The following is a 10,190-nucleotide window of genomic DNA, read 5'->3' as shown; positions in this document are numbered from 1 at the left end:
GTACTAAATCTTGGAAATAATCTGAATTATAGCGATATAACAATAGTATAACACATAAGTGACTATACAACATTTGGAATTAAATGTTATATATAACATTTGACGCCCACTCCGACCTGCGAGTGGAATTTTCCGCAATCACCCCCGAACAGCATCCTTTGCCGTCCGTTTACCAGCAAGACAATCCTGTCCGTCAGGTATGCGGACAATTCCAGCGTCAGCGCACCCCCGTAAATAAAATTATCCCCGTCCGTCAGCCGTGAACCGTCCGGCATCATCTGTTCGCCCCAGTTCACCGTTTCATACCCGGCAAGGGCGGACAACCCCAGTGCCGCAAAAAATGTCTTCTTCCTGTCCGAAAGGAAGTTCAGGTAATACCCGCCTTCCCCCGTGAACTGACTGACCGGATAAAGGCTACCCCGGTAGTCATACCGCTTTTCCAGATACTCCGCACCGACCACCCAATGATGGGCGTTCTTCGTGTAAGTGCTTACCGCTATCCCGGCATGATAGCCGAAACCGTTACCGTTTTTCCAGCGCAGATCGTCCGAAAGTCCGCCCGTGAACTGTATTCCCCTCATTCCGGGCAGGCATCTCTGGGCGTGTGCCTGGTTAAAATGCAGGCACACCCCGAAGAGCATGATAATCAACAATACCCTTTTCATACCCTTTATTTGATTTTCAGTTCGTTAATCACTTTCGCCGCCACAAGGTCGGCGTTCTCCACCCGTATCGTCTGATGCCTGCCGCCGTTCTTCTCGAACAGTTCGATAACCAGAATCTTGTCGTCCGGTATAGTGAACTGCGGAACGACGTACACCGTGCGCACATTGCTTTTCCCGTTCGTTACCAGCACCTCGTTATAGCTGCGTACCGGATCTATTACCCGTTCCTGAATGGCGGTGCGCTTCGGCACTTTCTTATCCACAATCTTGAACTTGATAAAGTCCGTGTTGAAAGCCACGTTCGACCTGTTCCTCGTTTCCGTATGGAAATAGAACAGCCCGTTGTGCGAGTGGATGGATTTCAAAAGGAACTGCACCCCGAAGCGTTTGCAACCCAGATGCTTGATTTCCCGCTTGTCCGCCTTATAGATGCTCTGCATAATCAGCTTCACCAGCAGCGGGCTTTCGCTGCCCAGTTCACGGAAATAGATATTCATGCGGGTATGCGAAAAGTCCGTTGTGTCCTCATTCTCTAAAAAGTCTTTCATTTCGATGTTCAGCATTTCCGGCTCATGCGCATACTTCGCATTAAATGAATAGAAACTTCCGTCCTCACAGATAACGGAAAAATTCGTTTCCCCCGGAAACCCTTCGGTTGTAGCCTTCACCCGGATCACGTTCTCCGCCCCATCCGCTTTTCCGGCAATAATCCAGTTGCTACCCAAGTCCACGTACTTCACCGCCGACGGGAAAATAATATGCACCGTTTTCGCAAAAGTCACCTGTACCCCGAACGGCGTAACCATCTGCCGATAGGGTAACTTTTGCGTAATCCCTTGATACAGGTCGTTTCCGGCAACCGTCCGTACCGTGTCATTCACTTGTGCGTTCACGCACATTACTGCGCCCATAACGAGGGCAACCAATCCCAAAATCTTTTTCATTGTCTTTTCTTTTTAATCATTGTTATTTTCACATACCAAGCCTGCATAGCATCCAATCCGCATGGCATCCCGACCTCATTTTCGCAGCGTGAAGCGAACGACCGTAGTGTAGCGTCAAAAAGAAAAAGCTGTTTGAGCGTAGCGAGTTCTTTTTCTTTAGCGAAACGCAGGAAGAGAGTAGCGTAGAAAATGCAGTCTTGATTTTTTCTTTTTGGTATCTTTTTCTTTTGTATCAAGACAAAAGAAAAAGTACTACTCTTTGGCGTAAAGCATCAATTCATACCCCGCTTTCAGATGCACCTTCACCGTCCGGAACTTCTTGGCAAGATACTGGCTGCCGCCCTGCATTACCCCCCTTGTCAAATCCATAGCGATCTGCTGTCCGGCACTCTGCGCGAACGAAATGCTTGTCCCCAGTCCGCCGCCGATATTCGCAAGGGCTTCCTTTGCCGCTTCCTGTTCCAGTGACGAAGGAACGGACAAGCCTTTCTGCCCGTCACTGTCATACACCGCCAGTTCCACGGGCAACAAGTTCCCCCGGTATTCGATGGACGACACCACAATATCCAGCCGTTCCCCCTGTACCTTTCCCGTACCCGAAACAAGGGTATTCTGCGGAATCACAAGGTTTCCCGCTTGCAGCGGTTCAAGCAGCCGGAGCTTCACCGTCTGCCCGTCCATAATGGTCTGGTCTTGGTGGATGCACGCCCGTATGGTATTCTTCCCCATAGCGTACCCGCTGCCGACCGCCGTATTGAACCCGTAGTTTCTCGGCTGGCTGTACGCCCGCATGAACTCCGCATCGCTCATCGGCTGTTGCAGCCCCGACACCGTTTGCTGCCGTGCCGCCTGTACCGCAACGGCGGGCTTTCCCGTCCCTTGTCCGGTATTCTGTCCGGTAACGGGTACTTGCACGATTGCGCCGCTTTGTCCTGCCTGCCCGTTCTGTCCCATGTACTTGGCGGCAAGTTCGTAGCTCTTTTCCATCAGGGCGACTTGCTCGTCTATGCCGCCCGCCTGTCCCTGCTGCGCATCCAGCCGGGCGGTCAGTTCTTCCACCTGCTTTTTCAGTTCTTCCTTTTCCTCGTCCACCTTCGGCGTTTCATAGAACGTGCCGAGTTGTCGGTTGATGTCCCGGTAGGCAACCGCCGAAGAGTTCACACCCTTTCCCCGTGTAGAACCCGAATAGTCCCTGAACGGCTCCCGTTCCGGCTCGCTGTCCGGCAGTTCCATTTCCACCTCGTCCGTCCCGTTACCAGCCGCAAAAGCGAAGTCCTGCAACGAGCGCACCTTGTCCGCCTGTTTCTTTTCTACCTGCGCCTGCTCGTAGGCTTTCCGCTTGTCACCGATAATCCCGTCATTCTCCGGCAGTGGAATATCGGCGTTGAACGCCCCGACCGTTTCCCCGCCTTCGTCCTTCTTGTCCGAAGGTGCGAAGATCAGCCACATACTACCCAAAAACAGCAACCCCATCAACGGGTACACCAACAACTTTTTCCGCTGCTGCATCTGTTTCGGTGTCAGTTCTCTGGCGGCTTTCTTGTCCTTTCCGCCACCTTTCCTTTCTTTGTCCTCTTTCCCCGTGTCCGGGGCTGCGGCATCCGTCATCGTTACGTGCTGCGTTACCGTTTCTTTTTCCTGATTCTGTTCTTCCATGATTTACTGGTTGTTAAAAGGATTGATTATGCTGTCATTCTTTAGCCGGATGGGGTCGATATGCTCTATCCCCAGTTCCCGACCGTCACTTTTGCCGATGTTGTAGATGGCTGCCACTGTCATGTACACCGACAACCCGCCGAACACCACGAACATCACAAGGATAACCACCACCCGCTGATCCGGCGTGATACGCCCGCACAGGCGGCGGAGCTTTACGTCCGCCCAGTCCTGTATTTCAGCAATGACCTTCGCCATAAATTTTCCGACCATGCCGTTAGCGTTTGATGGTTTGCAAGTCCTTGTTCTCGGTAATCTCGAAGCCTTCGATGATGAACCCCTGCGGGTTGTTGTCACTCCTTACGGCATCCAACAACCGGCAGCGGGTGACAAGGCTTCTTTCCGTCACCGAGCTTTCCCGGAGGATAATCTGGCGGGCGAACGTCCGCACATTGTACGGGTACTTGTCAAAGTCGCACCGCACGCTGTCAATCTGTACCATCTGGTTGATGTTCCCCGAAATCACCCGGTTATAATACCCCTTTTCCGAGAGGTCTTTGTAGTAGTTAAATGCGCTCTTGTCCGCCAGCATCAGCGAGCGTTTGATATTGCCCTCGATAGCCGACTTGTCCGGCGAGAGCGTGAAAAACAGCTCGTGAAACCTGCGCACGTGTTCCCGTGCTTCCACCGGGCGGTTCTGCTGCACGTCCTGCGAGAGTGCCAGCATCAGCGATTTCCCGTTATCCAGTACATAAATCTTCTGCCGTTGCGCTTCGGCAAAGCTGTACGACTTCCAGAGCGCAAAGCCCGTCACCACCGCACACAGGCAGATGAACACCAGCGCAAACAAACGTATCTGCCTGAAACTCGTTTCGATATTCTTCAAACTTTTAAATTCCATTTCCTTTCTTGATTTTTTAGTTACTTGATAAGTTTTCCGGCAACATTACCCACGGCAGCACCCGCCCCGGCAGCGGCTACATTCCCCGCTTTGGCGGCAGTCGTGTTCATCGCACGGTTCGCACCGCTTACGCCGCCCGCCATGATGATCCAGTTCGCAACGGTCGGTATCGTGAAGTACCCGAATATCCCGATGATAAGGAATACCATATACACCGTATTGCTGCTATCCGGTATAAAGGTGGGATCACTCATTGCCTCTATGTCCTTGGTGAGCATCAACACCTGAATCCTTGCCAGTACCGAACTGAACAGGTCGCTCACGGGCAGCCACATATAGACGGAGATATACCGGGTGATCCACTGCGTCAGGGTACTTTGGAATCCATCATAGACGCTTATCGCAAAGGCGATAGGCCCTAAGATGGAGAGGACGATCAGAAAGAACGTCCGTATCGTGTCTATCACCAGCCCGGCGGACTGGAACAGCAGTTCCAAGAGTTCCTGAAACCACCTGCGTATGTTCTGTTTCATCCGGTACTCCGCCCGGTCTATGTACATCCCGCCCATTGTAATCAGGTCGCCCGCCGACCATCCGAGTTCATCCAGTTTCTTGTCGAACTCTTCCTTATCCACGAGGTACGCCGTTTCCGGATTCCGCTTGTTCGCCTCATATTCCAGCCTGTCCTTCTGTTCCCGGTACTTGTTCATGTCGAAGGTCTGCGCTTCCAGCATCCCGTGGCAGCCTTTCACCACGGGAGAAAGCACCGTGTTGATCGTGCCCAGTACGAAGGTCGGGAAGAACATGATGCACAGCCCGATGGCGAACGGGCGGAGCAGCGGGTACACGTCGATAGGTTCGGCACGGGCAAGGGCTTGCCACACTTTGGCGGCAACATAGAACAGCGCACCCAACCCGGCTATCCCTTTGGCTACGCCCGTCAGGTTCGAGCATAGCGGCATCATTTCCTGATATAGCGTGTGCAATATCTGATGCAGGTTTTCAAAGTCTATTGATAATAACATCGTCTTACCTTATTATATATATGTATAGGAATCTGTTCTCACCAATAGCGTTCGTCCACCGAGCCGTACAACGCCATCACCCGGTCGGTATCGTTCTTCTTTTTCGCCCGCAGGTAACTCACCGAGATATTCTTGTTCGTGTAGTACTGCACCAGATTACGGTATTCCAGCAACCGTTTATAGCTCTGGTCGATGATTGCCAGCCGCTCCGCATCCGATAGCGACATTCCGGTGATATTCACCACGTTTTTCAAGTCCTGCAATACGTCCGCACTCTCGCTTAGCAACTTTGCGTACCCGAAGGAGATAGTACTCAATTCATCCGGCGTATAGTTCGGATCGCCTAACATCTTCTGGTAGTTCCGCACATAGATTTCCGAAATATCCGCCACCATCTCGATGCTCTTCTTTACCTTCACGCCGCCCTTTATCACATCGTGTACGTCCTTTAGCGCATCATAGTACCGCTTTCCCTGTTCAAAAACTTTGGCGGTTTCTTTAAAACCGTCCAGTGTATTCTTCGCCGTTGTAGAGGTCTGCGCAATCTGTTTGACGGTATTGATAATCCCTTGCGCCAAGTTCCCCGGATCGCTCACAACCCATTGTGCGTTAGCCGTACCCGCTGCCAGCAGGCACGCCAACCCCATGACCATTGCTTTTATCTGTTTCATGTTCTTACTTGTTTAATTGATGGTTACTCCGTTTATATTCCCCGCCGGGCGACAGGTGTATGCGGTCTTTCTCCTTGTCGTAGGTCAGCATTACCGCCAGTCCCGTTTCGATAAAGAGGTAGCCGTCCGTTTCCCGTATCAGATACGTTTCCGTCCGGGTACTTCCCGCATGGCTTTTCTTTATCACCGTTACCCGGTATTGCCCGTTCTCTTCCGAAAGGGTAAAGGGCGGCTTATTGCCTGTGCTTACCCAGTCGCCCCGCATCTTTTCCAACCGTCCGGTGTTCGTCTCCTTGCAGGAAATGACGAACGCCAATGCCACCGTCACTGCCGACAGCAGCAGGATTAAATTCAATCGTTTCATACTGATTTCGTTTTTTTTAATTGATTATTCATTCATACAGCCAATCATACAGCCGTTTGTACGTTTAGCCGTTTAGTCATTCAGCCAGCCAAACGTTTAATCGTTTAGCCAACCGTCCGGCTGTTCAGCCGTTCAGCCGATTAGCCAGCCGCCTGATGGCAAGCTCCAAGTCGCCGCCCAGCTCTTCCGCAAGGTTGAACACTTCCGTTTTCTCGCTCTCTTCGGTGGTGTACGTCAGGTATTCGGCGGGCGAAACTTCCGTTGCATATACCGCCGACTGCACCCCGTTCAGTCCAATCCAGACCTCTTTGTATTTTCGTCCGGGATGGTTGGCAAGGTTGATGGATAGTATCTGCGCTTTCTCCTTCTCCGTCAATCCGAGCATCGACTGTATGCCGTCAAACTTGTTCATGTACTTTTTCTGGTCTAAAAGGATTTTGCAGTCCGAGTTATTGATGATACTTTCCTTCACCACAGGGGACGAGATTATATCGTCCACTTCCTGCGTGACGACTATCGCCTCGCCGAAATACTTCCTGACCGTTTTGTACATGTATTTTAAATAGTTAGCCATATTCTCCGTGGTAAGAGCCTTCCACGCTTCTTCCACAATCAGGAGCTTGCGAATCCCTTTCAACCGCCGCATCTTGTTGATGAACGCTTCCATGATGATGATTACCACCACCGGGAAAAGTTCGGCATTATCCTTTATACTGTCAATTTCAAATACTATGAACCGTTTGTGCAGCAGGTCGATATTCTCACGGGAGTTCAGCAAGAAGTCGAACCGTCCGCCCTTGTAATACTGCCGTAGCGTAGTCAGGAAGTTGTCGATATTGAAATCTTCCCGGCTTACCTTGATGTCCCTTTTCTCCAGTTCCGCACGGTAATCATTCAGCATATACTCGTAGAAGGTATCGAAGCACGGCACGATGCTGCGGTCTTGCTGTATCTTCTTGATATACGCCGATACCGCACTTCCCAACTCGCCGCTTTCCGTTTTCGTGATCTTGTCGTCCTCACTCTTCCAGAGGGTGAGCAACAGCGTTTTTATGCTGTCCTTTTTCTCCACGTTGAACTTGTAATCTTCTGTATAAAAAGGATTGAAACTGATCGGCTTCTCTTCCGAATACGTGTAATAAATCCCGTCCGCCCCCTTTGTTTTCCGGTGTATCATTTCACACAGACCTTGATACGAGTTACCCGTATCGACCAGTACGATATGGCTGTTCTGTTCGTAATACTGCCTGACTAAGTGGTTCATAAAGAACGATTTCCCGCTACCACTCGGCCCAAGTACGAACTTGTTGCGATTGGTAATCACTCCCTTTTTCATCGGCAAATCCGATATGTCCAGATGCAGCGGTCTGCCCGTCACCCGATCCACCATCTTGATACCGAAGGGCGAGAGCGAACTCTTGTAATTCGTTTCCCCGGTGAAGAAGCACAGGGCTTGCGGGATGAACGTGTAGAAACTTTCCTCGAAAGGAAAATCCCCCTCGTTCCCCGGTATGCCCGCCCAGAAAAGCGTAGGCACGTCCGTTGTGTTATGCCGTGGCTTGCACTCCATAAGGGCAAGCTGGCTACCCACGTCATTCTTGATGTGTTTCAGTTCTTCCCGGTCGTCCGACCATGCCATCACGTTACAGTGGCAGCGTACCGAAACCAGCCCCTTGCTGTGCGCTTCATTCAGGTATTCCTCTATCCATTCCCGATTGATCTGGTTCGAGCGGGAGTAACGGGATAGCGACTGCATATTCCTTGCCGTCTGCTCGAACCGTTTCAGGTTCTCCGCATGGTCGTCGATAAAGATGTACTGGTTATACACGTGGTTACACGTCAGCAGCACGCCCACTGGGGCGGCGAACGAAAGCCTGCAATCCGAACGGTCAGTCGATAACCGTTCATAGCGGCTGTCCGTTCCCACGTTTCCCGGCAGATCCTCTACGTCCGAAAGGGTGTGCAGGCAAAGGAAGTCGTCACCTATCCGCATCTCTTCGGGGTTCAGCGAAATATCCTTTAGAACAGTGGTATCGTTTTGCGAAAGGGAGAAATATTTCTCCACGATGCCCGCCGTCGTTTCCGTCCCGACAATCTCGTCCGATGTCAGGCGGCGGAGCGTGATAAACCCGCTGTCATTCATGATCCGCTCGAACTGCCCGACCGCTTCGAGGAACTTCGTTACCGCTTCCTTGTCCTCAATCTCCTTCGGGATAATCTTGCCTTTGCACAGCGTGCTGAACGTGCTCTCCTGACGGCTGCGCATCTTAGTGGTCTTGGTGAGGAACAGGTAACAGAAGTGGTTCAGGAACGGGCGTTCATTAAAGTGCCGTTCAAAGCTCCGGCTTAGAAAACTAAGTTCGTCCTTGTCTATCTCCGGCTGGTACTTCTCTTCGATGAAGAAGTCCTGTTTATGCACGATGGAGAAGTCCGGCAATACCTTCACCGCCTTGTGCCATGCCGAATGTATCGCCTCGTACTCGTTACTGGTAACGGTGAACAGTTCCGGCAACTCCACCTTGAAGGCTACCGTCACGTCCGCATCTTTTGACACGATGCAACCGTTCTCTACTGCCAATAGCGGAAACTTGCTTTCCAGCGTTGCCGCTTTCATTACATTTCTCATTCTTTCTTGTTTTTGGTAAATAATCGGGGAATTTTCAGTCGGTTCAATACATACCTCGGATGCCGTTTGCGGGCGGCGGCTTTCATCAGCCCGTGCGTGCCGTACTTGGCATTGAGCCGGAACGTCAGCCATACCAGCAGCGTAGCCGCAGTCACGCCGAAGCCGATGCACACCCACTGGTTCACGCCCGCCATGTACAGGATAACGAACACCACGAACACGGCAAGCAACCCGGCGGCGAACACAAAAAGGTATTGGCTTTCTAAGCCCTTGAACTCTACATTCCTGCCAATCCCCTTGTTAATTTCAAAGTTCATAACCCGCTTCTTTTACAGGAAGAAAGAGCGCAGGATAGTAGCGGCGACAATCAGGAAAATACAGGCTCCGAACCAGCTTGCCGCTGTCTTTGACGTGTCGGGATCACCGCTGCTGAACTTCCCGTACACCTTTACCCCACCAATCAACCCCACCACCGCACCGATGGCGTAAATCAATTTCGTTCCCGGATCAAAATACGAAGTCACCATTTGCGTGGCTTCCGTGATACCCGCTTGTCCGTTACCTTGTGCCATCGCACCAGCGGCAGCCATTACGCAGGCTACCATCAAAAAGAATCTCTTTTTTGTCATTGTCTTTTAAGATTAAATTAAACATTACTATTATTCATCAGTCGGGCGACACGCTGCCGTGCCCCTTCAAATTCATCCAGCATCTCGTCCCACACGTCCGATCCCATCACGGCGGGCAGCACCTCACGGGCTTGCCTTTTCTCTTCCTCGTCCGCTTCGTCCGTAGTGATAACTTTGTGTACCATCTTCAAGTCCTCGAAGGTGTACCCGGTGGCAAAGTCGGGGTTGTTGTCGGGATAGTACGCCCCCAGTTCCTCTTCTTCTTCCAACTCTTCCGGCGTGGGTACATATCCCTCTTCTTCCGGCTCGTCCTCTTCCGGTTCTACCTCGATGTCCGAGTAGTCCGCATCCTCGTCCGCAACGGTTTCTTCCGCCTGTTCCGTGCCGTTACCCGCAGCCGTTTCCGGGGTACTCTCCGGCGTTCCGGGTGCGAAATTATCCGTTTTATCCGCTTGATTTTCAGTGTGTCCCCGCTTGTCTTCCGGCTCGTAGGTTTGTCTTTCCCGGTAGGTACTTTTCCCGATAACCGTGTACGGTTCGCCCGGCTTTTCCGCTTCTTCGTCCGGTTCGTCCGTCCTTTCTCCGGCATCGGTTTTTCCCAGCAGTTCGGCTATGTCGGTGCGGTAATATTTCCACAGCACGTAGAGGTAGTACAGCAGCAGGACGGAGAATATCAGTTTCAGTATCATGTTCCTTTCTCCTTTCCGCT

At 51.6% G+C, this 10,190-nt stretch carries 12 protein-coding genes; all 12 read right to left on the bottom strand.

What is annotated here, in order from left to right; translation table 11 throughout:
- Positions 1-86 precede the first annotated feature (86 nt).
- The 12 genes from D7V92_RS18760 to D7V92_RS18700 all read right to left on the bottom strand — a co-directional run bounded on the left by D7V92_RS18760 (position 87) and on the right by D7V92_RS18700 (position 10,170).
- Complete coding sequence (locus D7V92_RS18760; protein ID WP_121773524.1) at positions 87-665, bottom strand: conjugal transfer protein TraO; 579 nt, start codon at positions 663-665, stop codon at positions 87-89.
- A gap of 5 nt (positions 666-670) precedes the next feature.
- Complete coding sequence (gene traN / locus D7V92_RS18755) at positions 671-1,609, bottom strand: conjugative transposon protein TraN (protein ID WP_121773523.1); 939 nt, start codon at positions 1,607-1,609, stop codon at positions 671-673.
- Positions 1,610-1,861: 252 nt separating this feature from the next.
- Positions 1,862-3,265: a conjugative transposon protein TraM gene (gene traM / locus D7V92_RS18745; RefSeq protein ID WP_199718924.1), complete on the bottom strand. Its 1,404-nt coding sequence runs from the start codon at positions 3,263-3,265 to the stop codon at positions 1,862-1,864.
- Between the two features lie 3 nt (positions 3,266-3,268).
- Positions 3,269-3,538, bottom strand: coding sequence for a TraL conjugative transposon family protein (locus tag D7V92_RS18740; RefSeq protein ID WP_057098560.1), 270 nt, complete (start codon positions 3,536-3,538; stop codon positions 3,269-3,271).
- 4 nt (positions 3,539-3,542) lie between these two features.
- Positions 3,543-4,166: a conjugative transposon protein TraK gene (gene traK, locus D7V92_RS18735; RefSeq protein ID WP_009131536.1), complete on the bottom strand. Its 624-nt coding sequence runs from the start codon at positions 4,164-4,166 to the stop codon at positions 3,543-3,545.
- A 20-nt stretch (positions 4,167-4,186) separates the two neighbouring features.
- Positions 4,187-5,191: a conjugative transposon protein TraJ gene (gene traJ, locus D7V92_RS18730; protein ID WP_121773521.1), complete on the bottom strand. Its 1,005-nt coding sequence runs from the start codon at positions 5,189-5,191 to the stop codon at positions 4,187-4,189.
- Between the two features lie 38 nt (positions 5,192-5,229).
- Positions 5,230-5,862, bottom strand: coding sequence for a DUF4141 domain-containing protein (locus D7V92_RS18725; protein WP_121773520.1), 633 nt, complete (start codon positions 5,860-5,862; stop codon positions 5,230-5,232).
- A gap of 4 nt (positions 5,863-5,866) precedes the next feature.
- Positions 5,867-6,226 (bottom strand): DUF3876 domain-containing protein, encoded by a 360-nt coding sequence (locus D7V92_RS18720; protein WP_057098557.1) that lies wholly within the window; start codon positions 6,224-6,226, stop codon positions 5,867-5,869.
- Between the two features lie 124 nt (positions 6,227-6,350).
- A complete protein-coding gene (locus D7V92_RS18715) occupies positions 6,351-8,852 on the bottom strand; it encodes a TraG family conjugative transposon ATPase (protein ID WP_121773519.1) in 2,502 nt (833 codons plus the stop codon).
- On the bottom strand, positions 8,849-9,169 hold the full coding sequence (locus D7V92_RS18710) for a DUF4133 domain-containing protein (protein ID WP_009131531.1): 321 nt from the start codon (positions 9,167-9,169) through the stop codon (positions 8,849-8,851). Before D7V92_RS18710 ends, D7V92_RS18715 begins: the two co-directional genes overlap by 4 nt.
- 12 nt (positions 9,170-9,181) lie before the next feature.
- The gene (locus D7V92_RS18705; protein ID WP_121773518.1) at positions 9,182-9,481 is read right to left on the bottom strand and encodes a DUF4134 domain-containing protein; all 300 of its coding nucleotides are present in this window, start codon (positions 9,479-9,481) and stop codon (positions 9,182-9,184) included.
- Between the two features lie 17 nt (positions 9,482-9,498).
- Positions 9,499-10,170, bottom strand: a complete 672-nt coding sequence (locus tag D7V92_RS18700) for a hypothetical protein (RefSeq protein ID WP_121773517.1) — start codon at positions 10,168-10,170, stop codon at positions 9,499-9,501.
- Positions 10,171-10,190: the final 20 nt, after the last annotated feature.

This window comes from Parabacteroides sp. CH2-D42-20, from assembly GCF_003670185.1.
GTDB lineage: Bacteria > Bacteroidota > Bacteroidia > Bacteroidales > Tannerellaceae > Parabacteroides > Parabacteroides distasonis.
Note: the sequence above shows the minus strand (reverse complement) of the source record. Positions and strands in the feature narration are given on the sequence as shown.